Consider the following 26,595-nt stretch of genomic DNA (forward strand, 5'->3'; position numbering starts at 1 on the left):
CCGCCGCTCAGGTGCGCGGCAGGGTGACGCCGCGCTGGCCCTGGTACTTGCCGCCGCGGTCGCGATACGAGGTCTCGCACACCTCGTCGCTTTCGAGGAACAGCATCTGGGCGCAGCCCTCGCCGGCGTAGACCTTGGCCGGCAGCGGCGTGGTGTTGGAGAACTCCAGCGTGACGTGGCCTTCCCATTCGGGTTCGAGCGGCGTGACGTTGACGATGATGCCGCAACGCGCGTAGGTGCTCTTGCCCAGGCAGATCGTCAGCACGCTGCGCGGGATGCGGAAGTACTCGACCGTGCGCGCCAGCGCGAACGAGTTGGGCGGGATGATGCAGACATCGCCCTTGAAGTCGACGAACGACTTCTCGTCGAACTGCTTGGGATCGACGATGGTGGAATTGATGTTGGTGAAGATCTTGAATTCGTCCGCGCAGCGCACGTCGTAGCCGTAGCTGCTGGTGCCGTAGCTGACGATGCGGTTGCCGCCCGCGGTGCGGACCTGGCCCGGCTCGAAGGGTTCGATCATGCCGGCTTCGGCCGCGCGGCGGATCCAGCGGTCGCTTTTGATGCTCATGGTTGGGCGCCTCGATTGAATGAAGGGTATTCTACCCGCCGCCGGCCGCCGCCTTGGCGCTCAGTCATCCAGCAAGATCCGATATACCAGCGCGATTCCGTTGACCGAGCCGGCCTTCAGGTCCAGCGACAGGCCGCGCGCCAGGCGGTAGCTGGCGCGCCCGACCGTTTCGCTGCCGGCCAGCGCCTGCTCGACGCTGAGCGTGATACCGTTGGCGAAGCGCTTGCTGGCCACCAGGAACTGCGTCGCCAGGTCGGCGTCGCTGTCGCGGTTGACGCCGGCGGCCACGGTGCGGTCGGGCAGCAGGCTGCCGGAGCTGCCGATCGCGCCGGACCGCACACTGACGTCGTCCAGGCCGAACTGCTTGTAGAACGGCTGCCCGCCGCCCAGCAGCGCCGTGCCGACCGACAGCAGCAGCGCCGTGTCGCCGCCGCTGGCGTCCGGGCCGCGGCCCAGCACCAGCCACGACAGCTTCTCGACGTCGCTGACATCCGGATAGGACACCAGGTCGATGCGCGGCCGCTGCGCCGTGCCGGCCACCCGCACGCCCGCCTCGACCTGTTCGCCGGTGCGCAAGGCCTCGATGTCGAGCAGCGGGTTGTCCAGCCGGCCCTGGAAGGTCAGCGTGCCGCGCCGCAGGCGCAGCTTCTGGCCGTAGGCCTCGATGCCCCCGCCGCGCGTGCGCAGCGCGCCATAGCCGGTCAGCCTTCCCTCCTGAAGGCGGATCTGGATCGAGCCCAGCAGGCCGGCATCCAGGCCCATGCCGGTGATGTAGAAGCGCGGCCCCATGTCGACCTTGAGGTTCATGTCGATCTGCAGCGGCGGACCGTCGCCTTGGGCGTTCTTCTGGCCGGCCCGCACCACCTTGACGTCGTCGTCCAGGGTCGGCACGCCCTGCAGGATCTCCAGGCTGACCCAGCCGGCGTCGGCGGTGATGTCGCCATTGATGGAGATGCGCGGCAGCGCGGCATCCAGCGTCACCACGCCGGACACCATGCCGTAGCGGTCCGAGCGCTGCAGCGCCGGGAAGCGATGCAGTTGCAGCCGCACCTGGCCGCGCGCGGCCGACAGCTCCCATTGGCCGGTGGCCTCCAGGTAGCCGCCCTTGGCGTCGGGATTGGTGCTGACCCACTCGCGCGTGCGCCATTCGGCCGGCATGACGCGCAGCGAGGCCGGAAAACGCAGGGAATCCAGGATGACGCGATCGTCCTGCAGGCGCGCGCGCAGCATGCCGTCGATCAGCCGCACGCCGTCGTCGATGCGCACCACGCGCAGCTTGTCGCCGTTGACCGTGCCGCTGGCGTTCCATTTGCCGTCGAGCGAGCCCTGCGCGCGCACATTGGCCTTGAGCATGCCGCCGACCTCCAGCGTGTCGCCGACGAACAGACCCAGCCAGGCCAGGTCGGTCACGTCGGCATCGAGGGCGACGCGGATCGGCTGGCGCGGGTCCAGCGCCAGGCCGCCCAGCGTGGCGCTGGCGGTGCCGTTGATGGCGCCCATCCTGGCGGTCGCCATGTCCAGCCGCGCGTCGAGGCGGCTGGCCTGCCCGCCGGTGGGCGTGGCGTTGGCCTCGAGCACCAGCGTGCGCAGGCCCAGCGGGATCGGCGGATCGCCCGGAATGCGCAGGTCGCCGTCGCGCCGCGCCACCCGGACCTTGCCGGCCAGCGCGCCGGCGAATTTGAGGTCCCACGAGGCGTCGAGCGAAATGCGGCGCTGCGCCGCCGGCACCGGGGCGTTGACCGGACTGCCGCTGTCGCGCTCGGCGCGCGCCACGGCCTCGGGATCCAGCGCCACCAGTATCTGGCGCACCATGGCCGCGGTGATCACCAGCGCGTCGGCGCGGCCCGCGGTTTCCCAGCGCCCGGCGCCGCCGCGCGAGGCGGCATGCGCCAGCGCGACGCGCTGCTTGTCGGGGAAGGTCAGCGCCAGGGTGGTGGCGCCGACCTGCCACTGCCATTGCGGGGCAAGCGCCTCGGGCACGTAGGCCAGCGTGACGGGACGCTCGAGGGCCAGCGCGAAGCCGGCGCTGTCGGCCGTCAGGCGCGATACCGAGCCGCGCCAGCCGGCGGCGGCGCCCTCGGCGGCCGGCCCCGCCCCCCAGCCGCCGCTGAACTCCAGCTGCGCCTGCGCACGCGCGCGGCCCAGCACGCGCGCGCGGGCGTCGGCCGGCGTATAGGCGGCCTCGATGCGGCCGCGATGACGGGCCAGGGCGCCATCGAGCGCGGCCTTGACGCTGGCCGCGCCCGGAATGCCGGGCCAGAACGCGTCCAGGCGCGGCGCCTGCGCGTCCAGCTTGAGCGCGCCGGCGCGTTCGTCCAGCTTGCCCTGGGCGCGCACCCGGTTCGGGCCCAGTTGCAGGTCGACGTCGAGCTGGTCGACCCACAGCCCGCCCGGCAGCGCGTGCGGCTGCGCCGGCGCGGCCGTGGCGAAAGCCCCCGGGGGATCGCCCAGCGCGCTCACGCTGGCGGCGACCTTGCCGGCCAGGGGGTGGCGGTTCCAGCTGCTGCCCTTGGTCACGTCCAGCGTCAGCGTGGCGCGGTGCAGGCTGCTGAGATCGTCGACTTCGGCGTCCAGGCCGCCGCGCGCGCTCAGCATCGCCGGCGGGATGGCCTCGCCGGCCAGGCGCTGCAGGTCCAGCCGCTCGGCCTCGAACGTGGCGACGACGCGGTCGCGGCCGGGCTGGCCGGGCTGCGGCTGCCAATCCAGCGTGGCGGCCAGGCTGGACTTGTCCTCCCGCGTCAGTTTCAGGCTGGCCGTGCGCAGCGGAAAGGGCGCCTGCGGCAACAGGCCGGCGCGCGCCTCCAGGGCCAGCCCCTGGCCGGCGCCGGTCAGTTCGGCCTCCAGCTGTTCGAGCGTGCCCTGCGCCTGGACCTGCAGCGCGAGGCCGCACGGGTCGGCCGGCTCGTCCGGCTTTTCCCCGGCGTCGTCCTTGCCCTTGTCCTTGCCCTTGTCCTTGGCGGCCTTGTCCTTGGCCGTTTTGTCCCTGGCGTCGAGCAGCGGCGCCAGGCACAGCGGCGATTCGGGGCCGCTGCCCTGCGCCTGCAAATCCAGGCTGGCCGTCAGCGGCCACGGCTGGGCGAGGCTCGCCACATCGAGGCGGCCTTGCGCGCGCAGCGTGCCCACGGCATGGGTCACGCGCAGGCTGTCCAGGGTCAGGCGCGCGCCGTGGCGGCCCGCCGCCAGGCTGGCCTGCAGCTCGCCCGCGCTCACGGGCAGCGGCTCGCCATCCTGGCGCAGGACGAATTCGCCCAGGCTGAGACGGTCCAGCGCCAGCTCCACCGGCAGGCGCAGGGCGAACGGCTCGTCGCTGTCGGGCGGCGGCGTGGCCGGCGTATGCAGGCCGACCTCGACGCGCGTGGCCGCCAGCTCGCGCACATGCAGCAGCCGCTGGCCCAGCGCCCGCCACGCCACGTCCAGCCGCAGGTCGTCGACGGCCACATCCACGTCGGCCACCGACAGGCGGATACGGTCGACCCGCAGGCCGCGCAGCACGCTGCCGCGCACGCCCGCGATCTCGCCGTCGAGCTGCCGGGCCACGGTGTCGAGCAGCAGGCGCGTGCCGTTTTGCGACGCCACGGTCCAGAACACGAACCCGCACGCCAGCGCGGCCAGCATGGCCACGCCCGGCACCCACCAGACCAGGATGTGGCGCACGACGCCCCATATCTTGCTCAAAACGCGATCCCCAACGAGAAGTGCAGCCGCAGGTCGCGTTCGCGCTGGCCGTACGCGACGTCCAGGAACAGCGGGCCGGCCGGCGTGCGCACGCGCGCGCCGACGCCATAGCCCACGGCGATGTCCATGTCGCCGAAGGATTCGGCCGCGTCGCCCGCGTCGACGAACACGCCTATGCCCCAGCGTTCATTGAAATAGTGGTCGTATTCCACGCTGGCCACGGCCAGCGTGGGCGCGCCGACGATGGCGTCGTCCTGCTCCACGCCGATACTCTGGTAGCGGTAGCCGCGGATCGAACGCGCGCCGCCGGTGCGAAAGCCGAAGTCGTCGGGCACGCGGGTGCGGCCGTTGGACCAGAGCCGGCCGACCTCGCCGCGCAGGGTCAGCACGTCCAGCTTGCCGATCGGCCACCATTTCTGGCCGCGCAGCCGCAGGCGCATGTAGGGCTGGCCATCGTCGAGCGTGGCGCCCACCCCGCCGCCGACGGCGATCAGGTTGCCCTCGCGCGGGTCGTACTTGCTGTTGACGTCGCGCCGCAGCCACTCGGCCGTGAGCGTGGCGGTGGGCAGGTCGTACTCGTCGCCGCCATCGATCTTGACGTGGTCGTGCGCCAGCAGGCCGCCCCAGCGCGTCTCGTATTCGACCCGGCTGTCGCCGGCGCCCTTGCGCTCCTGCAGGCGCGTGACACCCAGCGCATAACGCGTGACGTCCAGCTCCTGCACGTCGGAGTGGTCGAACAGCAGGCCGAAGGAATCCTTGCGCCCGCGCTCGTCGGGCGGCAGGTTGAAGTCCAGATAGGCGCGCTGGCGCAGCCGGTCCACGCCCAGGCCGGTTTCCATGGTGACCGGCTGGCCGAACACGACGTTCTGCCGGTAGATGGTCTCGAAGCGCACGCCGGCCTCGTCGTCCACGCCCAGCGATACCGCCAGGCGCTTGGGCGGGGCCTCGACCACGCGCACGTCCACCGGCAGGGTGATCTCGCCTTGCGAGTCGAGCACGGGCGCGGCGGCCGTCGGCCCGCCCGCCACCTCGGCATCGCCGGCCGGCGCCACCGAGGCCAGGCCGCTGGAGCCGGGCGCGCGGGCGCTCGCGCCCGGCGCGGTCACCTTCACGTCGTCCTGGCCGCCGCGCGCGCCCTGGTCCAGCGTGACGAACGCGCCGCGGAAGAACGCCGTGGACTGCAGCTCCTGCTGCCACTGGTCGAGTTTGTCCTGGTCGTAGGCCGCGCCCTCGGAATACTTCACATAGCGGCGCACCAGGCTTTCCGGCACGCGCTGCAGGCCGTCGGTCTGCAAGGCGCCCATGCGCACCGCCGGGCCGCTGTCGATCTCCACCGACAGGCGCACCTGGGCGGTTTCGGCGTCCACCTCGGCCAGCGAATGGGTCATGTGCGCCAGCAGGAAGTCGCGCGTGGACACGGCGTCGAGCAGGCCGGACTTGGCCTTGTTCCAGTCGCCGTTGATGAAGGGCTGGCCGGCCTTCAGGGCCCAGTCGTCGCGCCACTTCTGGATGCGCGCGGCGTATTCCGGGCGCGCGACCCGGCCGGTGAATTTCAGGTCGACGCTGGCGACCCGGGCGCGCGGCCCCGGCTCGATGGCGATGTCCCAGGTTTCGCCGCCCACGTCGGTGCCCGGCGTCAGGGTGACGGTGGGCGTGAAATAACCCTGCGTCGCCAACGCGGCCAGCGTCGCGTCGCGCGCCCGGCGGCGCAGGCGGTCGATTTCGCCGCCGTCCTGGTCCTCGGACAGGCGCGCGATGGCGTCGACCGCGCTGTTGATGGCCTGCAGCGCGGCCGGCGGCACGCCGCCGGGATCGACGATCACCTCCGGCAGCTTGGCATGGACCTGTCCCGCGGCAAGCGCGAACAGGAGAGCGGGGCAGACACGCAATATCCGACGCATGCGTCAGGCGGGCCGGACCACCACGGCGGGCAGCTTGCCCGCCATGTCGCGCGGCAGGGCCGCAATGCGCGCCGCCACCCGGCGGGCGATGTCGCGATAGATGCCGGCAACCTCGCTCTCCGGCTCGGCCGCCACGGTGGGGTTGCCGGCGTCGGTCTGCTCGCGGATGGCGCGCTGCAGCGGCAGGCTGCCCAGCCAGGGCACCTCGTACTGCTCGGCCACGCGGCGGCCCCCGCCTGCGCCGAAAATGTGCTCGGCATGGCCGCATTGGGGGCATATGTGCACCGCCATGTTCTCGACCACGCCGAGGATAGGCACATGCACCTTCTGGAACATGCGCAGGCCCTTGCGCGCATCGAGCAGCGCGATGTCCTGCGGGGTGGTGACGATGACCGCGCCCGCGACCGGGACTTTCTGCGCCAGGGTCAGCGCGATGTCGCCGGTGCCCGGCGGCATGTCGACGACCAGGTAATCGAGGTCGCGCCAGTTGGTCTGGCGCAGCAATTGCTCCAGGGCCTGGGTGACCATCGGGCCGCGCCAGATCGCCGGCGCGTCGGCGTCGATGAGCAGGCCGATGGAATTGGCCTGCAGGCCGTGCCCGACCAGGGGCTCCATGGTCTTGTTGTCGCGGCTTTCGGGACGGCCGGCCAGGCCCAGCATGGCGGGCACGCTGGGGCCGTAGATGTCGGCATCGAGCAGGCCGGCCCGCGCGCCCTCGGCCGCCAGCGCCAGCGCCAGGTTGACCGCCGTGGTGCTTTTGCCCACGCCGCCCTTGCCCGACGCCACGGCGATGATGTTGCGCACCTGCGGCAAGGGCTTGAGGCCAGGCTGCACCGCGTGCGCGATGATGTTCCAGGTAACCGCGACGCGCACCGCGCCCAGGCCCGCGGCGGCCAGCGCGGCGCCGGCCAGCGCGCGCACGGAATCGGCCACGCCGCCGGCCGGATAGCCCAGCTCTATCGTGAGGGCGGCCGGGCCCGCGGCCAGATGGATGTCACGATCTTTTACACAAACATTCAGCTCCAGGCCGGTCTGCGGATCGGCAACGCCCGCCAACGCGCCGCGGATTTGTTCTATCGTTATACTCATCACACTATGGTTCCCAGGGTCATCGCGCCATTACGCGAGCCGTTACTCGAAGGATAGCGGATACGCGGGAACCTTTAGCCTGGTTTTACATCCATATCTACATGGTCAATACACTGTTCCGCTTTTTCAGCGCCGCGCTATTTGCCCTCCTCGGCCTCATCGGGATGATGATGGCCCTGGTGTTCATGGCCTCCACGGCCATCGCGGTGGGCGTGCTGTACCTGGTCGCCAAGGTACGCGGCAAGCCGTTCGGCGTGCGCGCCTACTGGAGCCAGCGCCAGGCCGCCCGGCCGGGTCCGTTCCAGGCCGCCAGCGCCCCGTTCGGCCAGCCACGCGGCGACGTCATCGACGTCGAAGCCCGCGAAGTGCGCTGACGCCGGCGTCCCGCCGGCCCCTGCAGCGCCGCCGTGGCACGGCCTGGCGGCGCGTTTTCATGCCTGAGCCCCCCGTCATGCCCAGCCGGCCTGGCCCGGCCTGAGGCCAGCCCGCGCACGCCGCCCCCCGGCACGGGCCATACCTTTCCCCCTCCAGTCGAGCGCCGGCGCGGCCGCGCCCGGGCGCCCGCGCGGAAAGGCCCTAAAATAGCCGGCTTGTCCGTTCCTTCCCCCTGAGCCTCCTACGACATGTCACGCACGCTCTTCGTCACCACTGCCCTGCCCTACGCCAACGGATCGTTCCACATCGGCCACATCATGGAGTACATCCAGGCCGACATCTGGGTCCGTTCGATGCGCATGGCGGGCCACACGGTGCATTTCGTGGGTGCCGACGACGCGCACGGCGCGCCGATCATGCTCAAGGCCGAAAAGGAAGGCATCACGCCGCAGGCGCTGGTGGCCCGCTACGCCGCCGAGCGGCCGCGCTACCTGGACGGCTTCCATATCCGCTTCGACCACTGGCACAGCACCGATACGCCCGAGAACGTGGCGCTCTCGCAGGAAATCTATCGCGCGCTCAAGAGCGAGGGACTGATCGAGACACGCTCGATCGAGCAGTTCTACGACCCGGTCAAGGGCATGTTCCTGGCCGACCGCTACATCAAGGGCGAATGCCCGCGCTGCCACGCCAAGGACCAGTACGGCGATTCGTGTGAAGTGTGCGGCGCCGTGTATGCGCCCACCGAGCTGATCAACCCCTATTCGGCCCTGACCGGCGCCGCGCCGGTACTGAAGTCGTCCGATCACTTCTTCTTCAAGCTGTCCGATCCGCGCTGCGTCGAGTTCCTGCAGCAATGGACCACCGGCGCCAACCGCCAGGGCGTCAAGCACCTGCAGGCCGAAGTGCAGGCCAAGACGCGCGAATGGCTGGTCGGCGACGACGGCGAGGCCAAGCTGGGCGACTGGGATATCTCGCGCGACGCCCCCTATTTCGGCATCGAGATTCCCGACGCGCCGGGCAAGTATTTCTATGTCTGGCTGGACGCGCCGGTGGGCTACCTGGCCTCGCTGAAATCCTATTGCGCGGCCAAGGGCCTGGACTTCGACGCGCTGCTCGACCCGGCCGGCCCGACCGAGCAGGTGCACTTCATCGGCAAGGACATCATTTACTTCCACGCGCTGTTCTGGCCGGCGATGCTGAAGTTCGCCGGGCGCAAGACGCCCGACCAGCTGAATGTGCACGGTTTCATCACCGTCAGCGGCGAGAAGATGTCCAAGAGCCGCGGCACCGGCATCTCGCCGCTGCGCTACCTGGAAATCGGCATGGACGCCGAATGGCTGCGCTACTACATGGCGGCCAAGCTGAACGCGCGCGTCGAGGACATGGACTTCAACCCCGAAGACTTCGTGGCGCGTGTCAACAGCGACCTGGTGGGCAAGTACGTCAACATCGCCAGCCGCGCCGCCGCCTTCATTACCCGCCACTTCGACGGCGAACTGGCGTACGACGGCGACACGGACGCGCTGGCGGCCGAGTTCGCGCAGCAGGCCGAATCGATCCGCGCCGCCTTCGAGGCGCGCGAGTACAACCGCGCGGTGCGCGAAATCATGGCCCATGCCGACCGCATCAACCAGGCGTTCGACGCGGCGCAGCCCTGGGTGATGGCCAAGGGCATCGGCGCCGCCGACGCGGCCACGCGCGCCCGCCTGCAGGACATCTGCTCGCGCGCGCTGGCCGGCTTCAAGGCCCTGTCGGTGATGCTGGCGCCGGTGCTGCCCGCGCTGGCCAGCCGCGTGGCGCGCGAGCTGTTCGGCGCGAACGCCGACTTCGCCTGGGGCGACGCGCAACAGCTGCCGCAGCGGGTGGCGCCGTTCAAGCACCTGATGCAGCGCGTCGATCCCAAGCTGCTGGACGACCTGTTCGAGCCGCCCGCCGCCGAAGCCAGCGCGCCGGCCGCCCTGCCGGGCGGCGAGGCCCTGGCCGACACCATCACCATCGACGACTTCGCCAAGATCGACCTGCGCATCGCGCGCATCGTCAATTGCGAAGAAGTGGAAGGCTCGACCAAGCTGCTGCGCCTGACCCTGGACGTGGGCGAGGGACGCCATCGCAATGTGTTCTCGGGCATCAAGTCGGCCTACCAGCCGCAGGACCTGGTCGGCAAGCTGACGGTGCTGGTGGCCAACCTGGCGCCGCGCAAGATGAAATTCGGCGTGTCCGAGGGCATGGTGCTGGCCGCCAGCCACGCCGACGAGAAGGCCGAACCCGGGATCTACGTGCTCGAACCCTGGCCGGGCGCCCAGCCCGGCATGCGGGTGCGCTGAGCGCGCCGCCGCCGGCCCGCCACGCGGGCCGGCCGTTTCAGGCCTGCGGCGCCAGCGCCGCGTCGAGCGCGACGCGCTCGTCGAATACGAAACAGGCGCCGTCGAAGCCGGCGCCATCGGTCTCTTCGAAGTATTTCAGGATGCCGCCTTCGAGCTGGTAGACATGCTCGATGCCGGCCTCGGCCATGTAGATGGCCGCCTTTTCGCAGCGGATGCCGCCCGTGCAGAAGCTGACCACCGTCTTGCCCGCCAGCGCGGCTTGGTTGTCGCGCACCGCCTGCGGGAACTGCGTGAAACGCTCGATGCGCCAGTCCAGCGCGCCGCGAAACGTCCCCACCTCCACCTCGAACGCATTGCGCGTATCCAGCATCACCAGCTCGCGGCCCTGGTCGTCGCGGCCCTGGGCCAGCCAGCGCCGCAGCGTCGCGGCGTCGACCGCGGGCGCGCGCCCCGCTTCGGGCCGGATGGCCGGGTGGTCCATGCGAATGATCTCGCGCTTTACCTTGACCAGCAGCTTGCGAAACGGCATGCGCGCGGATTCGCTGTACTTGGCCTGCAGGTCGGCAAAGCGCGCGTCGGCGCGCAGCCAGCGCAGAAAGCCTTCGATAGCGTCGGCCGCCCCGGCCAGGAACAGGTTGATGCCCTCCGGCGCCAGCAGCACCGTGCCCTTGAGCTGGCGCTGGCCGGCCTGTTCGAGCATGGGCTCGCGCAGGTCGGCCGGGTTGGCGATGCTGACGAATTTATAGGCGGCGATATTGACGACGGCGGTCATGGCGGAAAAGCACGAACGAAGGAAAAACAGGGCGTAATAGTAAACCGCCCCGCCAAGGCGCTACGGCGCGGGGGCTGGACGCGGCGCCGCCACGCGCTGCTCGACCACGCTGTCGAGCACCCAGCGCACCCCCGACGCGTCGGCCGGCGGATTGGGGTCGCGCACTTCCACCACGCGCAGCCGGTATTCGATGCCGGGCTGGAAGGCGAAACCGGTGATGTCCCCGTACCACAGCAGCCAGGGCTGGGAGGCGCTGTCGCGCACCTGGTAGCACTGGGCCCGGCCCGCGCCGGCGCTGCAAGGCGCCTTGCTCGACGCGACGTACACCAGCTTGGCCGCGCCGGGCTGGCCACCGGCCAGCGGATCGGCGCGGCGCGCGAAGTCCAGCACGTCGCCCGAGCGCAGCGCCAGCGTCAGCCGCTGCGGCCGCGTGTCATGGTCGAGCCGGCTGGCGGTCACGGCGGTGAGGCCGGCCAGGTAATCCTGCTCCAGGCGGGCCAGGTCGGCATTCGCGCAGGCCATGCGGGTGCTCACCGGCGGCGCGGTGACGATCAGCAGGCCGTTGGCGATGGTGTACTGGCCCGAGTAATTGTTGCAGCCGGCAAAGCCGGCCAGCCGGGCGGCGCCGCGCTGGTGCGTGAACGACAGCGTGATCGGCGCCGTCTTGCCGGCGCCGCCATGCGGAACCGGCCGCAGCGCGCCGCCGGGGCGGGTCCAGCGGGCCAGCTCCCAATTGGTCTGGGCCAGCATGTCGCTGTGCCGCTCGGGCGCCTGCGCCCGGCTGGCGCCGCCGCCGGCCGGATCGGCAGCGCAGGCGGCCAGGGCCAGCAAGAGGGAAAAAGACAGCGCCACGCGCCCCGGCGAGATTGCGGACATGACAGGACTCCTGGGAACCGGCGGCCCAGCCGGGCCGCGCCACGGGAGCGATTTTAGGGCCTGCCCGCGCGGCACGCGCCCGCGCCGCGGCTTATTCCGGCGTGGGAGGATCCTGGCGGCGCATGAAATCCAGCACGTCGCCGCCCTGCACGTTGAACGTCAGGTGGCGCGGGGCGCCGCCGCTGTCCAGCGTGAACGAGCGGATCTGCGCCAGCGCGCGCAGGTAGTCGGCTTCGAGCCGGGCGCGCTCGGGCTGCGGGCAGGCCATGCGGGTACTGGCCGGCGCGGTGATCTGCAGCTTGCCGTCGCGCAGCCGGTAGGCGCCCGTGTAGCGGTTGCAGCCGGCAAAGCCGCTGACCCGGTACTGCTTGCCCTGCGCGAAAAAGGTCAGGAAGATCGGCTCGCCGTTGTCGCCGTGGGAAATGACCCGGTAGCCGCCATCGGCCTTGGTCCAGCGCACCAGCTCCCAGGTCGTCTGGGCGAAGGAATCGGCGCTGGTGGCGGCGTTGGCGGCCGCGGCGCCTTCGGCCTGCGCCTGGCCGGTGTTGCTGGCGCAGCCGGCCAGGACGGCGCCCAATGCCGCAACCAGGCAGGCGCGCGTGAACGGGCGGATCGGCATGAGGGAGGTCTCCGGGCTTATCTCACAACCGTTACTGTAACCGCCCGTGCGCCCCATTCGGCCCCCTTTGCCCGGCCGCTTGGTAAGCAGGCTATACGCGGCGGCACGGGCGCTGCGTGGCGGCCACGCACGGGAGCATCCCGCGTGCAGGGATGTTTTGAAATATATATTCACAAATGAAAACATGCATGTTTAAATGCAACATTGGTGCCGCGTCCCGGCGCGGGTTGCGCGCGTGCGGCTTGACGGCGCCGCCGGTGCGCCACGCCTTTCCGCGCGCCCGGCCTTCAGTCGATTCGGAAGCACCACTCATGAACAGTACGCTCGATGTCATCTTTCTGGTCAGAGACGATGCCGCGCACCAAAAACAGCTGGAACACCTTGCCTATCTCGGCTTCAAGATCCGAGCCTGCACGGAGCTGATCGAGGTCTACGACAACTGCGCGGCGCACGCCTGCCCCCTGGTGATACTGAGCGCGCCGCTTGCCGACATCCATATCGCCGCGGCGCGGCTGCGCGCCATCGACCGGCGGGTGGGGATCATCGCGATGGAAGCGTTCGCCGACAGCGAAAGCCGTATCCGCACCCTGCTGTGCGGCGCCGACGCGCCTGCCCACGGACGTCAGCGGACTGGAGCTGGCGGCCGTGCTGCAGGCCCTGCTGCGCCGCATCGTCGCGCTGGCGCCTCTGCCCGAGACCGCCGAGCTTGCGCGCGGCTCCGAGCCGGGCATCGACCTGGGCATGGAGGCGCTCGCCCTGGAGCCGGCCATGGCGCCGCCCGACAGCAAATGGCATTTGACCAACCAGGGATGGACGCTGGTCAGCCCGGGCGGGCGCACGCTGGGCCTGACCACGGGCGAGCGCGAGTTCCTGTCGCGCCTGATGCGCGCGCCCGAGCGCAAGATCAGCCGCGAGGCGCTGATCGCCGACGACCTGTCCGCCCCCGGCGCAGCGGACCAGGGCGCGCAACGCAGCCGTTTCGTGGACGTGATGATCAGCCGTTTGCGCCGCAAGGCGGCGCATCACCAGATGCCCCTGCCGATCCGCGCCCTGCATGGCTGGGGCTATATGTTCGCCGCCGAAGTGGCCGACGAGGCCGGCGCGCGCGGCAGGCCCTAGCTGTGAACTGTCAATAGGTTGTATTCGTCCAGGTTGAGTCTGGAGATGGGTACAGCGCGCCCGATGCCTTGGTGGGGTCGATGCCAGTTGTAGTGGTGTAGCCAGGATTTCATGGCATCGGCTCGGTGTTGGGAGTTCTGGTAGGTGTGAGCGTAAGCCCACTCACGCAAGGCCGACTGGATGAAGCGTTCGGCCTTGCCATTGGTCTGTGGGCGGTAAGGTCGGGTAAAGCGGTGCTTGATGCCCAGCTCATGGCACAGCGCGGCGAAGGCGCGGCTGCGAAAGGCCGAGCCATTGTCGGTGAGCAAGCGCTGGATGGTCACGCCCAGGCGCTGGTAGTAGGCCACTGCGTCCTTGAGGAACTGGACGGCGCTGGGGAAGCGCTCGTCGGGGTGGATGTCGGTGAAGGCCACGCGGGCGTGGTCATCGATGGCCACGAAGACGAAGTCCCAGCCGGCCCCCTCAACGGTATCGCGTCGGTTGCCCGTGACCCGGTGGCCAGGGCGCTGGATACGTCCCAGCTTCTTGATGTCGATGTGCAGCAGATCGCCGGGGGCCTGATGCTCGTAGCGCACCACCGGCTCGGCCGGCTCCAGGTCGGCCAGGTGCGACAGACCGGCGCGGGCCAGGACGCGGCTGACGGTGCTGGCTGACACGCCCAGCGCCTGGGCGATGCGCGCTTGGGTCAGCCGCTTGCGGCGCAGCTCCACGATAGCCAGCGCCTTGGCCGGCGCAATCGCTCGGGGCGAGACCGTCGGGCGCGAGGACGCATCGGCCAAGCCCGCCTGGCCCTGAGCCAGGAAGCGGCCCAGCCATTTGCGCACAGTCGGCGCGGTGACCCCATAGGCGCGGGCCGCTTCAGGCACACAAACTTGATGGGCGATCAATTGCTGGACCATTTCGAGTCGACGTAGGAAGGTCAATCGGGCATGCTTATGGGTGTTCATCCGGCCGGGCTCCTTGAGTGAACTGGGGAGTTGGCGATTTCCAGTTTCTCAAATCCGGTTCGGATGAACCATGCATACAACCTATTGAATCTTCACACCTAGCGTGCCGTACCCCGAGAAGGATGAACGCAATGACCAACAAGACCCTCACTACCGCCGCCGGTGCGCCGGTTGCCGACAACAACAACACCATGACGGCGGGGCCGCGCGGCCCCGCCCTGCTGCAGGACGTCTGGTTCCTGGAGAAACTGGCCCACTTCGACCGTGAACGCATTCCCGAGCGCGTGGTGCACGCCAAAGGCTCGGGCGCCTATGGCACCTTCACGGTCACGCATGACATTTCCCGCTACACGCGCGCCAGGATCTTCGCCGAAGTCGGCAAGCAGACGCCGTTGTTCCTGCGCTTTTCGACCGTGGCCGGCGAGCGCGGCGCGGCCGACGCCGAACGTGACGTGCGTGGCTTCGCCATCAAGTTCTATACCGACGAAGGCAACTGGGACCTGGTCGGCAACAACACGCCCGTGTTCTTCATTCGCGATCCGCTCAAGTTCCCCGACTTCATCCATACCCAGAAGCGCGACCCCAAGACCAACCTGCGCAACGCCACCGCCGCCTGGGACTTCTGGTCGCTCAACCCGGAATCGCTGCACCAGGTCACCATCCTGATGAGCGATCGCGGACTGCCGCAGAACTATCGCCAGCAGCACGGCTTCGGCTCGCATACCTACAGCTTCGTCAACGACGCCGGCGAGCGTTTCTACGTCAAGTTCCACTTCAAGTCGCAGCAAGGCATCGCCTGTTATACGGACGGCGAAGCCGCCGAGCTGGTCGGCCGCGATCGCGAAAGCGCGCAGCGCGACCTGTTCCAGAACATCGAGCAGGGCCAGTTCCCGCGCTGGACGCTCAAGGTGCAGGTAATGCCCGAAGCCGAGGCCGCCACCTATCACATCAACCCGTTCGACCTGACCAAGGTGTGGCCGCATGCCGACTACCCCTTGATCGAAGTGGGCGTGCTGGAACTGAACAAGAACCCCGAGAACTATTTCGCCGAAGTCGAACAGGCCGCGTTCACGCCGGCCAATGTGGTGCCGGGCATCGGCTTTTCGCCCGACAAGATGCTGCAGGGTCGCCTGTTCTCGTACGGCGACACCCATCGCTACCGCCTGGGCATCAACCACCATCAGATTCCCGTCAATGCGCCGCGCTGCCCGTTCCACAGCTTCCATCGCGACGGGATGGGCCGGGTCGACGGCAATGGCGGCGCCACGCTGAACTACGAACCCAACAGTTTCGGCGAATGGCGCGAAGCCAAGCACGCAGCCGAACCGCCGCTGGCGCTGGACGGACAGGCCGCCGACCGCTGGAACCATCGGGTCGACGAGGACTACTACTCGCAGCCGGGCGCGCTGTTCCGTCTCATGAACGACGACCAGAAACAGCAGCTGTTCGGCAACATCGGCCGCCACATGGCCGGCGTGCCCGAGGAAATCCAGCGCCGCCAGCTCGAGCACTTCCGCCGTGCCGACCCGGCCTATGCCGCGGGCGTGGCCAAGGCCCTGGGCCTGAAGTAAACGCGTAGACGCCGCGACACAAGGCGGCCGCGCCCGCAACGGGCCGGCCGCCGGCGGCATTCAGCGCTGCATGCCCCAACGGCGCACCGTCACGCGCTCCAGCGTGTCGAACACCAGGTTTTCCACAGCCAGGCCGATCAGCACCACGGCGGCCAGGCCGGCGAAAACGCGATCTGTGTATAACTCGTTGCGATTCTGGAAGATGTACCAGCCCAGCCCGCCTTTGCCGCTGGACGCGCCGAACACCAGCTCGGCGGCGATCAACGTGCGCCAGGCAAAGGCCCAGGCAATGCGCAGGCCCGACAGGATCGAAGGCAGCGCGGCCGGCACCAGGATCCCCAGCACATAGCGCAAGCCCGTCAGTCCGTAGTTGCGCCCCGCCATGCGCAGGGTTTCCGACACCGTCAGGAAGCCCGAGTACATATTCACAGCCATTGCCCACAGCACGGAATGAATCAATACGAAAACCAGGCTGCCCTGGCCCAGGCCGAACCACAGCATGGCCAGCGGCAGCAAGGCAATGGCCGGCAGCGGATTGAACATCGCCGTCAGCGTGGAGAGCAGATCGCGGCCAAAGCGCGTCGATACCGCCAGCGTGGTCAATACGAAGGCCAGCGCCACGCCGGCCGCATAGCCCTTGAACAGCACGGAAAACGAGAGCGCGGCGCGCGCCGGCAATTGTCCGGAGCCCAGCTCCTGGAAGAATGCCCGGGCAGTCTGCCATGCGCCTGGCAACAGCAGATCGTTGTCGGTATAGCGCGCCATGGCTTCCCATGCCAGGGCCAGCAAGAGCAGGATCAGCACTTTGCGCAGCCACGCATGGCCCAGCAGGCGTTCGTGCCATGGCAACGGCGCCTGTATCGCGATATCGGCCGGCAAGGGCGCCAACGATTGTTCGTATTCGGGCCGCGCAATGGCCAAGGGCAGGGTAGCGTTCGTCATGCGGCGGCCCGTTGCGGCACGGCTTGCGGCTCGACGTCGAACAGCAGGCCGTGGATGCGGGCGGCGGCCGCCTGGAAGGCGGCCGAACCCATGCTGTGCAGTCCGAACTGCTGCGCGTTCAATTCCGCCCGCACGCGCCCTGGATGCGGCGACAGCAACAGGATGCGGTTGCCCAGCACCAGCGCTTCTTCGATCGAATGGGTAACGAACAGCAGCGTGAACGATGCGTCCTCCCACAAGCCCAGCAGCTCTTCCTGCATGCGCCGGCGCGTCAAGGCGTCGAGCGCGGCGAATGGCTCGTCCATCAGCAGAATGCGCGGCTGCATCGCCAGGGCCCGCGCGATCGCCACCCGCTGCTTCATGCCGCCCGACAAGGTATGCGGATAGGCATCGGCGAACGCGCCCAGGCCGACCTTCTCCAGATAGTGCGTGGCGCGCTCCAGCGCCTGCGCACGCGGCAGGCGGCGCGCCGCCACCAGGCCGAACGCCACGTTTTCCCGCACCGTCTTCCAGGGCGGCAGCTGGTCGAACTCCTGGAACACCACCACCCGGTCCGGTCCCGGCGCGTCTATCGGCCGTCCGTCGAGCAGGAACTGTCCCTCGCTTGGCGCCAGAAAACCGGCCGCGGCCTTGAGCAGGGTGGATTTTCCGCAGCCCGACGGCCCCAACAGGATGAAGCGATCGGCCGGCAGCATGTCGAAGCTGACGCGATGCGTGGCGCGCACGCGGCGCCGTGGCGTCTTGTACTCCAGCGTCACGCCGTCGGCGCGCAGCAGCGGTTCGGCCGAGGAATCGAAACGATGCGCGCCCATCTCAGCTTCCCTGCGCGGTGGCCGCGTCGTCGAAGAAGTAATCGCGCCAGCTTTGCGGCTTGTTCTTGATCGCGCCCACCTTGTGCATGAATGCCGCCAGCGCATACGTGTTCTGTGGCGCCACCTTGAACTGCACCTCGGGATTGCTGATGATGCGGATCAGGAAGTCGCGGTCGATCTTGGCGCCGGCCAGCCTGATGTAGATGTCGGCCGCCTGTTCGGGGTGTGCGCTTGCGAACTGCGCGGCCTCCTGCAATGCGACCTGGAACGCCGCATAGGTCTTGGGATTTTCGCGGCGGAATTTCTCGGTGGCGAACAACACCGTCGATGAGCCCGGCCCGCCCAGCACGTCATAGGATTTCAGCACGATGCGCGCATTGGCATTGCCGGCCAGCTCTTGCTCCTGGAACGGCGGATTGCCGAAATGGCCGGTGATCTCGGTGCCGCCGGAGATGATCGCCGCGGCGGCATCCGGATGCGGCAAGGCCACCGAAATGGCATCCAGCCTGTTGTAGTGTTCGTCGTCCCACAGCTTGGCCGACGCAAGCTGCAACACGCGCGCCTGCACCGAAACGCCAACGGCGGGCAGCGCGATGCGGTCCTTGTCGGTGAAGTCGGCAATCGTCTTCACACGCGGGTTGTTGCTGACCAGGTAATAGGGAAAGTTGCCCAGCGACGCCACGCCTCGCACGTTCTGGCGTCCCAGGGTACGGTCCCAGATCGTCAACAGCGGCCCCACGCCGGCGCCGGCGATATCGATGGCGCCCGAAAGCAGGGCGTCGTTGACGGCAGCGCCGCCCGACAGGCGCGTCCATTGCACATCGATGTCCACGCCGGCCTGCCTGCCGTGCTTTTCTATCAGTTGCTGGTCGCGCGCCACATTGAGCAGCAGATAAACGATGCCGTATTGTTCGGCGATGCGGATGCGGCCCTCGGCCAGCGCAGGCGTGGGCGAGGCCAGCGCCAGGACGGCGATGAAGGCTCCAAGCAAGGACGCGGATACATAGCGGGCAAGGCGTTGGCGAACGGTTTCGTGGGATCGCATGAGGAATTCCTGGCTGATGTCGGGTGGGTGCGGCAGACGCGCGTCAGAACGGCGCGTCGCCTTCGATCGTGGTGCGGTACAGCTTGCGACGCAGCTCGGGCGGACAACCGGCGGCCAGGTGGATCAGCGAACGGTTATCCCAGAACACCAGATCGTGGTCGCGCCACTGATGGCGATAGATGTGCTCGGAGCGGGTGCTGTGCGCGAACAGCTCGTCCAGGATCTGCCGGCTCTCGTCCGCAGCCACGCCTTCGATGCGCGTCGTGAAGCCCTCGCTGACGAACAGCGCGCGCCGGCCGGTTTCCGGATGCGTGCGCACGACCGGGTGCGCCACCTCCTGCACCTGCGCCAGCTGGGCCGCGCTCAACGTCGGGCGCCAGTTTCCTTCCTTCTGCAGCTGGCCGTACTTGGCCAGATAGGAATGCACCGCGCGCCGGCCATCGACCGCCTCGCGCAATGCGCGCGGCAGCGTTTCGTAGGCGCGATGCATATTGGCAAACAGCGTATCGCCGCCGATGGCGGGCAGTTCCTGCGCATGCAGCAGCGAACCCAGGCTGGGCAGCGGCTTATACGAGATATCCGAATGCCAGTATTTGCCGGCGTCGCCCAGGCCGACCGGCGCGCCGTTCTCGACGATGTTGGACACCACCAGGATTTCCGGGTTATGCGCAAGGTGGAACTGATGCAGCACATGGATCATCAGGCGGCCGAAGCGGCGGCTGAAATCGATGTGCTGCCGGGGCGTGATGCGCTGGTCGCGAAACACCACCAGGTGATGATCCAGGTGCGCACGGCGCACGCGGGCAAAATCGGCGGCACTCAGCGCACGCGCCAGGTCGATGCCGACGATCTCCGCGCCCAGCGCGTCGTTCAACGGCCGGACCGTGAAGTCCTGGGACGGGCCGTGCGCGAGCACGTCGGGAGGGAAAGCGATGGAAGGCTGGCGCAGTGCGTTGGCATGGGACATGGAACCGCTCCTTGTTCAGGAGCGATCCATTATGAAAACGCGCAAGCCCTATACCAACGATTTAATCGGCCTTTGCACAAAGCCTGGTGTCATATGCCATTGCCGGCCATATGCATATAACCCGCCGCATCAGGCGCTCGGCAGATAGGCCTGCACCAGCTTGACCCAGTAGCTGGCGCCCACCGGCAACAGTGCATCGTTGAAGTCGTAGTTGGAGTTATGCAGCTGGCACGGCCCCATGCCGTGGTAGGTTTCCAGCCGATGATCGCCATCGCCGTTGCCCAGGAACAGATAGCAGCCCGGCACCTTTTCCAGGAAGAAGGAAAAATCCTCGGCGCCCATGAACGGCGGAATATCGCGGTCCACCTGGCCGCTGCCGAAGGACTGCTCGGCCACCTGCGCGGCGAAAGCGGTCTCCGCCTCCCAGTTCACCAGCGGCGGATAGGCGCGCACGAAATCCAGGTCGCCGGTTGCGCCATACACCTGCGGCAGCGTCGTGGCGATGCGCCGCATGTCTTCCTCGATGCGGTCGAGCGCCGCCACCGTATAGGTACGCACCGTACCGCGCAACACCGCGCTGCCGGGAATCACGTTGTAGGCGTCGCCGGCATGGATCTGCGTGATCGACAGTACCGCGGAATCCAGCGGATCCTTGCTGCGCGAAATGACGGTCTGCAGGGACTGCACCATTTCGGCCGCGATCACGATAGGATCGATGGAGCGATGCGGCTGCGCGGCATGGCCTCCCACGCCGTTGATGACGATGTCCCAGCGATTGCTCGACGCCATGGCCGGCCCGGCGCGGAAGCCGAATGTGTTGGCCGGCATGCCGGGCATGTTGTGCATGCCGAACACGGCGTCGCACGGAAAGCGATCGAACAGGCCGTCCTCCATCATGGCGCGGGCCCCGGCGTTGCCGCCTTCCTCGGCCGGCTGGAAGATGAAATGCACCGTGCCGTCGAAATCGCGATGCGCGGCCAGGTACTGCGCCGCGCCCAGCAGCATGGCCGTGTGGCCGTCATGGCCGCAACCGTGCATGCGGCCCTCGATGGTGGAGCGATGCGCGAAGCGGTTGTGCTCGGGCATCGGCAAGGCGTCCATGTCCGCGCGCAGCCCGATGCGCTTGCCGCCCGAACCCGCGCGCAGCACGCCGACCACGCCGGTCTTGCCCAGCCCCGTATGCACCTCCAGCCCCCATTCGCGCAATTTTTCCGCCACTAGGGCAGACGTGCGCGTCTCGTTGAACGCCAACTCGGGGTGGGCATGGATATCGCGGCGCAACGCGGTGAGGTCGGCGTGCGCGCGTTCGATGGCTTCGATGGTCTTCATGGCAAGGATCCGGACAGTTGGACGTTTCCGTTTCTTTTAGCACAGCGCGCGGCGCGCTCAGGCCTGCTGCGCCGCGGCAATGTCATTGAGGTGGCAGGCGCTGGTATGGCCCGGCGCGATCTCGCGCAGCAAGGGCCGTTCCACGCTGCAGCGCGGCATGGCATGCGGGCAGCGCGGATGGAACGCACAGCCAGGCGGCGGCGCCAGCGGCGACGGCAGTTCACCCTTGATGGGCCGGTACTGGCGCCGTTGCACCCGCAGCGTGGGCAACTCGGCCAGCAAGGCCTGCGTGTACGGATGGTTGGCATGCTCGAACACCTGGATGGTCGGCGCCAGCTCGACGACACGCCCCAGGTACATGATGGCCACCCGGTCCGATATATGGCTGACCACGCTCAGGTTGTGGCTGATGAACAGATACGTCAGCCCCAGATCTTGGCGCAGTTGCGCGAACAGGTTGATCACCTGTGCCTGGATGGAAACATCCAGCGCCGCCACGGCCTCGTCGCAGACGATGACCGCGGGCTTGAGCGCCAATGCGCGGGCGATACCGATGCGCTGGCGCTGTCCGCCCGAGAACTGGTGCGGATAGCGCTGCGCATAGGCCGGGTCCAGGCCCACCTGGCGCATCAGGCCGGCCACGTATTCGGCCTTGTCGCGGGAAAGCACCATGCCATGGGCCACGGGCGCCTCCCCGATGATGTCCCTCACGCGCATGCGCGGATTGAGCGACGCATACGGATCCTGGAAGATCATCTGCACACCCAGCTCGTAGGCGCGGCGCTGCGAGGCCCCCATCTGCGCCACCGGCGCGCCGCGCCACGCGATCGTGCCGCCGGAAGGCCGCAGGATGCCGGCGGCCATGCGGCCCAGCGTGGATTTTCCGCAGCCGGACTCGCCGACAATGCCCAGGACCTCGCCGGGGGCCACATCCAGATCGACGTCCGCCACCGCGTGCACCACCTGCGTGCGCAACCCGGCGCCAAACAGGTTGGCGATGCGTCCGGCAAGATCGACCGATTGCACGAAGCGCATCTCCAGGTTCCTCAAGGCAAGCACCGGCGCGTCCATCATGCCTCTCCCGCGTGCCAGCAACGTACCCAGTGCGCCGGACGCACCTCGACCGGTTCCGGCGCCTGCAGGCAGGCCTGCGAAGCACGCGGACAGCGCGTGCGAAACGCACAGCCGGCGGGCAGGTTCAACAGCGATGGGGTCATTCCCGGTATCTGGTCCAGCGGCTTGCCGCGCGTATCCGGCGTGGGAATCGACGCGATCAGGCCGTGCGTGTACGGATGCATCGCGTGCTCGATCACATCGGCGGCGCTGCCCGTCTCGACAATGCGCCCGGCATACATCACCGCCACGCGATCGGCCAGTCCGGCCACCACGGCCAGGTCATGCGTGATCCATATCAAGGCCGTGCCGGTTTCCTCGCACAGCTTACGCATCTCGTAGAGGATCTGGCCCTGTATGGTCACATCCAGGGCGGTGGTCGGTTCGTCGGCGATGATCAGGCGCGGCGAATTGAGCAAGGCAATGGCGATCGCCACCCGCTGGCGCATGCCGCCCGACAGCTGGTGCGGATAGGCGCGCAGGCGCTCGCGCGGCGCGGGTATGCCGACCATGGTCAACACTTGCAGGGCGCGCTGGTAGGCTTCGCTACGGCTGACGCGCCGGTGCGCCAGCACCGTCTCGACCATCTGCGTATCCACCCGCAGTACCGGATTGAGCGTCATCATCGGGTCCTGGAAGATCATGGCCATGGCATCGCCACGCAGCGCGCGCCAGCGTGCCGGCGCCGCCTGGCGCAGGTCCTCTCCGTCGAACCTGATCTCGCCTTCCACCACCCGTCCTGGCTCGTCCAGCAAGCCGATCAGCGAGAATCCGGTGATGCTCTTGCCCGAACCCGACTCGCCCACCAGGCCCAGTATCTCGCCGTGGCGCAAATACATGTCCACTCCGTCCACAGCCTTGACCACGCCGGCGCGCGTGGCGAACTGCGTTTTCAGGCCCTTGACCTCCAATACCGGCCGGGTGGCCGATTCGGGCGGGCTGGACAGGCTTGCTTGCATGCGTGGGCTCTTGTTCGTGGCGGGCCTCAGCCCGCATTGCGAGGATTCAGGACATCGCGCAGATGGTCGCCCACCAGGTTGATGGCGATGATGGCAATCGCCAGCGCGATACCCGGAAAGAACGAGATCCAGTAATGGCCGGACAGCAGGTATTCGAAACCGTTGGCGATCAGCATGCCCAGCGACGGCTCGGTCACCGGCACGCCGACGCCCAGGAACGACAACGTGGCCTCCAGCGCGATCGCATGCGCCAGGTCGATCGTGGCGATGACGATGAGAGGCGGCATGCAATTGGGCAGCACATGGCGCAGCAACACGCGCCCCCAGCCCAGCGACAGGCAGCGCGCCGCCTCGACGTATTCCTTGCCGCGTTCGACCAGCGCGGCGCCGCGCGCGGCGCGCGCGAAATAGGCCCATTGCACCACCACCAGCGCAATGATCACCTTGTCCACGCCCTTGCCCAGGATGGCCAGCAGGATCAGCGCCACCAGAATGGCCGGGAACGAAAGCTGGATATCCACGATGCGCATCAGCAACGCGTCGATGCGGCCGCCGAAGTACGCCGCGATCAGGCCCACGGTGGCGCCGATGGCGAACGCCGCCAGCACCGACACCGTGCCAACGATCAGGCTGGTGCGCATGCCATAGATGATGGCCGACAGCACATCGCGCGCCAGGCCATCGGTACCCAGCCAGTAGCGCATGCTGCCGTCGCCGGCCTCGCTGCCTGGCGGCAGTTTCGAATCGAGGATATCCAGCCCGCCGATATCGTAGGGATTCTGCGGCGCGATCCACGGCGCGAACACCGCCGCCCCCACCACGACCAGCAACAGCGCCAGGCCCAGCAGTGCCAGCTTGCTGGCGCAGAAATCGCTCAGGAAGCGCCGCAGCGGCGCCTCTTCGCCAACTGGCGCCGGGACGGGGGAAAGTTGGACAGGCACGGTCATTGGCGGCTATCCAGGCGTACGCGCGGATCCAGCACCGTATAGATGATGTTCACGACGAGATTGAGCATGACCAGGAAGAACACGATCAGCAGCAGGTAAGCCACCACCACGGGGCGATCCAGGTTGATGATGGAATCGATCAGCAGCTTGCCCATGCCCGGCCACGAGAAAACGGTTTCCGTCACCACCGCGAACTCCACCACCTGGCCGAACTCCAGGCCGGCGACCGTCACGATGGGAATCAGGATGTTCTTCAGCAAATGCACGCCCAGCACACGCTTTTCCGGCAGGCCCTTGGCGCGCGCGAACTTGATGTAATCCTGCGGCAGGCTCTCGCGCGTGGCCGCGCGCGTCACGCGGATGATCATGGCGCATTTCGCCAGCGCAATGGTGGCCGCCGGCAGGATCAGGCTGGCCCAGCCATCCAGCGTCAGGACGCTGAGCGACAGGCCTGCCACGCTGACGGTCTGGCCTCGTCCGCTGGCCGGCAACCAGCCCAGCGTCACCGCGAATATCATGATCAGCATCAGGCCGACCCAGAAATTCGGCAGCGAAAACCCCAGCACCGAACCCGTCATGATGACGCGCGAGGCCGGCGCCTTGGGCTTGAGGCCCGCGCGTATGCCCAGCGGCACGCCGATCAGCACCGACAGCAGCATGGCCACGCAAGCCAGCTCCAGCGTGGCCAGCATGCGTTCCAGGATGAGCCGCATGGCCGGTTCGCCGGTCAGGAAGCTGTTGCCGAAGTCGCCGCGCACCGCCTGGCCCATGAAGATCAGGTACTGCTTCCACAGGGGCTGGTCCAGCCCCAGCGACACGCGGATGGCCGTGCGCTGCGCTTCGGTGGCTTCCGGGCTGGCCAGCATCGACACGGGGTCGCCCACCATGTAGATGCCGGCAAACACCAGCGCCGACATCACCAGCATGACCACGACTGTCTGCAGCAGCCTGCGTATGATGGTTGCCAGCACGCGCGGCTCCGCGTCTCGCCTATTTCTTCACCGTGGCGTACTGCACCAGCGTGGTCTGGTCGGGACGCCCGGTATAGCGGATGTCGTTCTTCATGGCCCACACCGACAGCTCGAAATGCACCGGCAGCATGGCGTAGTCGTCCATGGCCAGATTGCTGGCCTTTTGCAGCAACTCGGCGCGCTTGGCGTCATCCATGGTCGATGAAGCCTGCTTGACCAGCTCGTCCATCGCCGGGTTCGAATAGCGGCTGCGGTTCGTGGTACCCAGGCCAGCCTCGGGGTTGCGCGTAACCAGCAGCGAGGTCAGGGCGTTGGACATCTCGCCGCTGGTCACCGACCAGCCCGCCAGATAGGCGCTGAACGCATAGCTGTCGCGGTTCTTGAAGAACACCGGCGGCGCCATCGAATCCACGCTGGTCTTCACGCCGATACGCGTCCACATCGACGCGATGGCCTGCGCCACCTTGGCGTCGTTGACATAGCGGCCGGACGGCGAACCCAGCGTGATGGAAAAGCCATTGGGATAGCCTGCTTCCTTCAACAAGGCCTTGGCCTTTTCCACATCGGCCTTGGGCGCCTGCGAATGCTCCTTGGAAGAACCGAACATCGGATAAGGCAGCAGATTGCCGGCCGGTTTGGCCACGCCGCCCATCACGCGATCGACGATCGCGTCGCGGTTCAAGGCCAGCGACAACGCTTCGCGCACCCGCTTGTCCTTCATCGGATTCTTGTCCGTGCCCTGTACGCCCGGACTGGGCTCGGCATACTGGTCCAGCGCCAGATACACCACGCGCACCGACGGCGTTTCCTCGACGTACAGTTTCTTGTCGGCCTTCAACTTGGGCAGGTCATCGGTGGGCGGATCCTCGATCATGTCGACGTCCCCGGCCAGCAAGGCCGCCACGCGCGCCGCCGCATTGGTCATGGGCCGGTAGGTCACCTTGTCCCAGGCGGGCGGCTTGCCCCAATAGTTTTCGTTGCGCGCCAGCACGAATTCGGCGCCGCGCTTCCACGACACGAACTTGTACGGTCCGGTGCCGATCAGTCCATTGCCGCTGTTGAGCTCCGTCGTTGTCTTGCCTTCCGGCGCCGGGCCCGAAGCGGCCTTCTTCGACATGATGGGCAATTGCGCCAGGTTTACCAGCAGCAGGGGCGTCACATCCTTGGTGGTGATACGCACCGTCAGCGGATCGACCGCCTCGGTCTTGGCCACCGCCCCCAGGTACAGCGTGAACGGCGACGGACTGTTGGAAACCTTGGGAATGCGGTCATAGGTGAAGACCACGTCCTCCGCCGTGAACGGCGTGCCATCGGAGAACTTCACATCCGGGCGCAGCTTGAACGTCCACACCTTGCCATCGACGGTCCACGACTCGGCCAGCGCGGGCTGCGGCTTGAGCTGCTCGTCCACGCGCACGATGGGATCGAAGATGGTCTGGGAAATCTGGGTATTGGGAGTCAGCGCGTGGTACTGCGGATCCATCGAACTGGGCTCCGTCTTCAACGCCACCACCAGATCGCGGGCCAGCGCGGCGCTTGCCCCGCCCAACGCCAACGCCACGATTACCGAGCCGCAGGTCACTACACGTGAAAGCCGAGAAATCATCTTGCTCTCCCATGGATGTTCGGGTTCAGGACCAACGGCCCACGTTAACCAGCAAACATCGG

At 68.0% G+C, this 26,595-nt stretch carries 21 protein-coding genes and 1 pseudogene; 4 read left to right on the top strand and 18 right to left on the bottom strand.

All coding sequences use genetic code 11. The features are described 5' to 3' along the window. Positions 1-7: 7 nt before the first annotated feature. From dcd to apbC, 4 genes are read right to left on the bottom strand one after another with little or no spacing between them, the layout of a single operon-like run. The gene (gene dcd, locus BN118_RS19090; RefSeq protein ID WP_010929670.1) at positions 8-571 is read right to left on the bottom strand and encodes a dCTP deaminase; all 564 of its coding nucleotides are present in this window, start codon (positions 569-571) and stop codon (positions 8-10) included. Between the two features lie 60 nt (positions 572-631). Next, on the bottom strand, positions 632-4,246 hold the full coding sequence (locus BN118_RS19095) for a translocation/assembly module TamB domain-containing protein (protein WP_014906135.1): 3,615 nt from the start codon (positions 4,244-4,246) through the stop codon (positions 632-634). Further along, positions 4,243-6,147 carry an autotransporter assembly complex protein TamA gene (locus BN118_RS19100; protein ID WP_010929668.1) on the bottom strand — a complete coding sequence of 635 codons (1,905 nt, stop codon included), beginning with the start codon at positions 6,145-6,147 and terminating at the stop codon, positions 4,243-4,245. The genes BN118_RS19095 and BN118_RS19100 overlap by 4 nt, the downstream gene beginning before the upstream one ends. Before the next feature lie 3 nt (positions 6,148-6,150). Next, positions 6,151-7,236, bottom strand: coding sequence for an iron-sulfur cluster carrier protein ApbC (gene apbC / locus BN118_RS19105; RefSeq protein ID WP_041166235.1), 1,086 nt, complete (start codon positions 7,234-7,236; stop codon positions 6,151-6,153). Between the two features lie 101 nt (positions 7,237-7,337). Here apbC and BN118_RS19110 point away from each other — a divergent pair, with 101 nt between their 5' ends. Beyond that, complete coding sequence (locus BN118_RS19110) at positions 7,338-7,610, top strand: hypothetical protein (protein WP_003808374.1); 273 nt, start codon at positions 7,338-7,340, stop codon at positions 7,608-7,610. A 249-nt stretch (positions 7,611-7,859) separates the two neighbouring features. Beyond that, on the top strand, positions 7,860-9,938 hold the full coding sequence (gene metG / locus BN118_RS19115) for a methionine--tRNA ligase (RefSeq protein ID WP_010929666.1): 2,079 nt from the start codon (positions 7,860-7,862) through the stop codon (positions 9,936-9,938). A gap of 37 nt (positions 9,939-9,975) precedes the next feature. Here the strand turns inward: metG and BN118_RS19120 are convergent, their stop codons facing one another. The 3 genes from BN118_RS19120 to BN118_RS19130 form a co-directional block, all read right to left on the bottom strand. Next, complete coding sequence (locus BN118_RS19120; protein ID WP_003808370.1) at positions 9,976-10,710, bottom strand: sulfurtransferase; 735 nt, start codon at positions 10,708-10,710, stop codon at positions 9,976-9,978. A gap of 60 nt (positions 10,711-10,770) precedes the next feature. Next, entirely contained in the window at positions 10,771-11,586 is an 816-nt protein-coding gene (locus BN118_RS19125) for an META and DUF4377 domain-containing protein (protein WP_010929665.1), read from the bottom strand. Between the two features lie 91 nt (positions 11,587-11,677). After that, a complete protein-coding gene (locus BN118_RS19130; RefSeq protein ID WP_010929664.1) occupies positions 11,678-12,205 on the bottom strand; it encodes an META domain-containing protein in 528 nt (175 codons plus the stop codon). A gap of 311 nt (positions 12,206-12,516) precedes the next feature. On the opposite strand from BN118_RS19130, the pseudogene BN118_RS21295 reads away from it, so the two are divergent. Beyond that, positions 12,517-13,324, top strand: a pseudogene (locus BN118_RS21295) (response regulator transcription factor). On the opposite strand, the gene BN118_RS19140 reads toward BN118_RS21295, so the two are convergent. Then, complete coding sequence (locus BN118_RS19140) at positions 13,321-14,271, bottom strand: IS481-like element IS481 family transposase (RefSeq protein WP_005012067.1); 951 nt, start codon at positions 14,269-14,271, stop codon at positions 13,321-13,323. The pseudogene BN118_RS21295 and the gene BN118_RS19140 overlap by 4 nt on opposite strands. A gap of 131 nt (positions 14,272-14,402) precedes the next feature. Between BN118_RS19140 and BN118_RS19145 the strand changes: the two genes are divergently transcribed. Then, the gene (locus tag BN118_RS19145; protein ID WP_003816030.1) at positions 14,403-15,842 is read left to right on the top strand and encodes a catalase; all 1,440 of its coding nucleotides are present in this window, start codon (positions 14,403-14,405) and stop codon (positions 15,840-15,842) included. 60 nt (positions 15,843-15,902) lie between these two features. Here BN118_RS19145 and BN118_RS19150 read toward each other — a convergent pair whose 3' ends face one another. The 10 genes from BN118_RS19150 to BN118_RS19195 form a co-directional block, all read right to left on the bottom strand. Further along, complete coding sequence (locus BN118_RS19150; RefSeq protein WP_010927255.1) at positions 15,903-16,784, bottom strand: ABC transporter permease; 882 nt, start codon at positions 16,782-16,784, stop codon at positions 15,903-15,905. After that, positions 16,781-17,596: an ABC transporter ATP-binding protein gene (locus BN118_RS19155; RefSeq protein ID WP_010931681.1), complete on the bottom strand. Its 816-nt coding sequence runs from the start codon at positions 17,594-17,596 to the stop codon at positions 16,781-16,783. The genes BN118_RS19150 and BN118_RS19155 overlap by 4 nt, the downstream gene beginning before the upstream one ends. 1 nt (position 17,597) lies before the next feature. Next, positions 17,598-18,641, bottom strand: coding sequence for an ABC transporter substrate-binding protein (locus tag BN118_RS19160; protein ID WP_010931682.1), 1,044 nt, complete (start codon positions 18,639-18,641; stop codon positions 17,598-17,600). 43 nt (positions 18,642-18,684) lie between these two features. Further along, complete coding sequence (locus BN118_RS19165; protein WP_003816037.1) at positions 18,685-19,608, bottom strand: TauD/TfdA dioxygenase family protein; 924 nt, start codon at positions 19,606-19,608, stop codon at positions 18,685-18,687. Between the two features lie 129 nt (positions 19,609-19,737). Then, positions 19,738-20,937 (bottom strand): M20 aminoacylase family protein, encoded by a 1,200-nt coding sequence (locus BN118_RS19170; RefSeq protein ID WP_003816039.1) that lies wholly within the window; start codon positions 20,935-20,937, stop codon positions 19,738-19,740. A 57-nt stretch (positions 20,938-20,994) separates the two neighbouring features. Next, positions 20,995-22,011 carry an ABC transporter ATP-binding protein gene (locus tag BN118_RS19175; RefSeq protein ID WP_003816041.1) on the bottom strand — a complete coding sequence of 339 codons (1,017 nt, stop codon included), beginning with the start codon at positions 22,009-22,011 and terminating at the stop codon, positions 20,995-20,997. After that, positions 22,008-23,009 carry an ABC transporter ATP-binding protein gene (locus tag BN118_RS19180; RefSeq protein WP_014906137.1) on the bottom strand — a complete coding sequence of 334 codons (1,002 nt, stop codon included), beginning with the start codon at positions 23,007-23,009 and terminating at the stop codon, positions 22,008-22,010. Before BN118_RS19180 ends, BN118_RS19175 begins: the two co-directional genes overlap by 4 nt. A 26-nt stretch (positions 23,010-23,035) precedes the next feature. After that, a complete protein-coding gene (locus BN118_RS19185; protein WP_014906138.1) occupies positions 23,036-23,956 on the bottom strand; it encodes an ABC transporter permease in 921 nt (306 codons plus the stop codon). After that, positions 23,953-24,927, bottom strand: coding sequence for an ABC transporter permease (locus BN118_RS19190; RefSeq protein ID WP_014906139.1), 975 nt, complete (start codon positions 24,925-24,927; stop codon positions 23,953-23,955). The genes BN118_RS19185 and BN118_RS19190 overlap by 4 nt, the downstream gene beginning before the upstream one ends. Before the next feature lie 19 nt (positions 24,928-24,946). Further along, on the bottom strand, positions 24,947-26,533 hold the full coding sequence (locus BN118_RS19195) for an ABC transporter substrate-binding protein (protein ID WP_014906140.1): 1,587 nt from the start codon (positions 26,531-26,533) through the stop codon (positions 24,947-24,949). Positions 26,534-26,595 lie beyond the last annotated feature (62 nt).

Origin of the sequence: Bordetella pertussis 18323, from assembly GCF_000306945.1 — a bacterium.
Classification (GTDB): Bacteria; Pseudomonadota; Gammaproteobacteria; order Burkholderiales; family Burkholderiaceae_B; genus Bordetella; species Bordetella pertussis.

What these genes read in the sequence shown, in the direction of transcription:
- metG (WP_010929666.1), top strand. Translation starts at nt 7,860, where the DNA reads ATGTCACGCACGCTCTTCGTCACCACTGCCCTGCCCTACGCCAACGGA.
- BN118_RS19130 (WP_010929664.1), bottom strand. Translation starts at nt 12,205, where the DNA reads ATGCCGATCCGCCCGTTCACGCGCGCCTGCCTGGTTGCGGCATTGGGC.
- BN118_RS19155 (WP_010931681.1), bottom strand. Translation starts at nt 17,596, where the DNA reads ATGGGCGCGCATCGTTTCGATTCCTCGGCCGAACCGCTGCTGCGCGCC.
- apbC (WP_041166235.1), bottom strand. Translation starts at nt 7,236, where the DNA reads ATGAGTATAACGATAGAACAAATCCGCGGCGCGTTGGCGGGCGTTGCC.
- BN118_RS19140 (WP_005012067.1), bottom strand. Translation starts at nt 14,271, where the DNA reads ATGAACACCCATAAGCATGCCCGATTGACCTTCCTACGTCGACTCGAA.
- BN118_RS19100 (WP_010929668.1), bottom strand. Translation starts at nt 6,147, where the DNA reads ATGCGTCGGATATTGCGTGTCTGCCCCGCTCTCCTGTTCGCGCTTGCC.
- BN118_RS19120 (WP_003808370.1), bottom strand. Translation starts at nt 10,710, where the DNA reads ATGACCGCCGTCGTCAATATCGCCGCCTATAAATTCGTCAGCATCGCC.
- BN118_RS19175 (WP_003816041.1), bottom strand. Translation starts at nt 22,011, where the DNA reads ATGATGGACGCGCCGGTGCTTGCCTTGAGGAACCTGGAGATGCGCTTC.
- BN118_RS19110 (WP_003808374.1), top strand. Translation starts at nt 7,338, where the DNA reads ATGGTCAATACACTGTTCCGCTTTTTCAGCGCCGCGCTATTTGCCCTC.
- BN118_RS19160 (WP_010931682.1), bottom strand. Translation starts at nt 18,641, where the DNA reads ATGCGATCCCACGAAACCGTTCGCCAACGCCTTGCCCGCTATGTATCC.
- BN118_RS19165 (WP_003816037.1), bottom strand. Translation starts at nt 19,608, where the DNA reads ATGTCCCATGCCAACGCACTGCGCCAGCCTTCCATCGCTTTCCCTCCC.
- BN118_RS19125 (WP_010929665.1), bottom strand. Translation starts at nt 11,586, where the DNA reads ATGTCCGCAATCTCGCCGGGGCGCGTGGCGCTGTCTTTTTCCCTCTTG.
- dcd (WP_010929670.1), bottom strand. Translation starts at nt 571, where the DNA reads ATGAGCATCAAAAGCGACCGCTGGATCCGCCGCGCGGCCGAAGCCGGC.
- BN118_RS19150 (WP_010927255.1), bottom strand. Translation starts at nt 16,784, where the DNA reads ATGACGAACGCTACCCTGCCCTTGGCCATTGCGCGGCCCGAATACGAA.
- BN118_RS19195 (WP_014906140.1), bottom strand. Translation starts at nt 26,533, where the DNA reads ATGATTTCTCGGCTTTCACGTGTAGTGACCTGCGGCTCGGTAATCGTG.
- BN118_RS19170 (WP_003816039.1), bottom strand. Translation starts at nt 20,937, where the DNA reads ATGAAGACCATCGAAGCCATCGAACGCGCGCACGCCGACCTCACCGCG.
- BN118_RS19145 (WP_003816030.1), top strand. Translation starts at nt 14,403, where the DNA reads ATGACCAACAAGACCCTCACTACCGCCGCCGGTGCGCCGGTTGCCGAC.
- BN118_RS19180 (WP_014906137.1), bottom strand. Translation starts at nt 23,009, where the DNA reads ATGCAAGCAAGCCTGTCCAGCCCGCCCGAATCGGCCACCCGGCCGGTA.
- BN118_RS19185 (WP_014906138.1), bottom strand. Translation starts at nt 23,956, where the DNA reads ATGACCGTGCCTGTCCAACTTTCCCCCGTCCCGGCGCCAGTTGGCGAA.